Annotated in this window: 1 protein-coding gene; it reads right to left on the reverse strand. The window is 52.3% G+C overall.

Going from position 1 to position 750, the window contains the following annotated elements:
• Nucleotides 1-33 precede the first annotated feature (33 nt).
• A partial coding sequence (nadR, locus tag WH277_RS02345; protein ID WP_339504184.1) for a multifunctional transcriptional regulator/nicotinamide-nucleotide adenylyltransferase/ribosylnicotinamide kinase NadR occupies nt 34-750 on the reverse strand: 717 nt, incomplete at its 5' end.

The raw sequence follows: 750 nt of genomic DNA on the forward strand, positions 1-750 counted from the left end.
GATTATTACTCTCTGGGATGACAGCAAGGTGCGCTACGCGCCCAGCATCTCTTTCACCAGCTCGACGCAACGCAGGAAGCGTTCGTCGTAGTTGTCCTGCTCAACGTGAACATAATTAATGTTATTCTCGCCAAGCATGGCGATCAGCAGCGACTGGAACTCTTTGCGATCCACCGAGCTACCCAGACTGCGCAAGCCATCAGCCACCCACGGCACATTGTTCTCCACCAGAATCACCAGATCGAAGCGATACTCGTCGATCAGCGCCTGAACAAACGGGTGCTCACGCCCTTCATACTTTTTACAGAATGCCTGCGTTGTCACGAAGTCGGTGTCAATAAACGCCACTTTATTGGCGTATTTAACTGCAAAGTCGATGTACTGCGCCTGACCGAGGGCGATCTTATCGTAGTCAGAATACTGTAACGCCATCTCATCTCCGCCCAGATGCGAGAAGACGTAATCGCGACCAAACTCCCAGGCACTGGTGGTGTTGAAGATATTCGCCAGCTTATTGACCAGCGTGGATTTTCCGCTCGATTCACCGCCGAGGATCGCCACGGTGCGCACGAAGAAGGGCTTCACTTCGGTAGGAATATATTCCCAGTAGCGGAACGGATCCTGACGGATCTGCCCACCGCTAATATTCATAAAGGAGCGTTTTGGATCGATAACAATGGTCTCAACACCCAGGTGGGTGCTGAACTGCTCGGCATCCCCTTCTTCACTGGTGTAGATACAGTTCGGCAC

Source organism: Erwinia sp. MYb416 (genome assembly GCF_037479575.1).
GTDB classification, from domain to species: domain Bacteria; phylum Pseudomonadota; class Gammaproteobacteria; order Enterobacterales; family Enterobacteriaceae; genus Erwinia; species Erwinia rhapontici.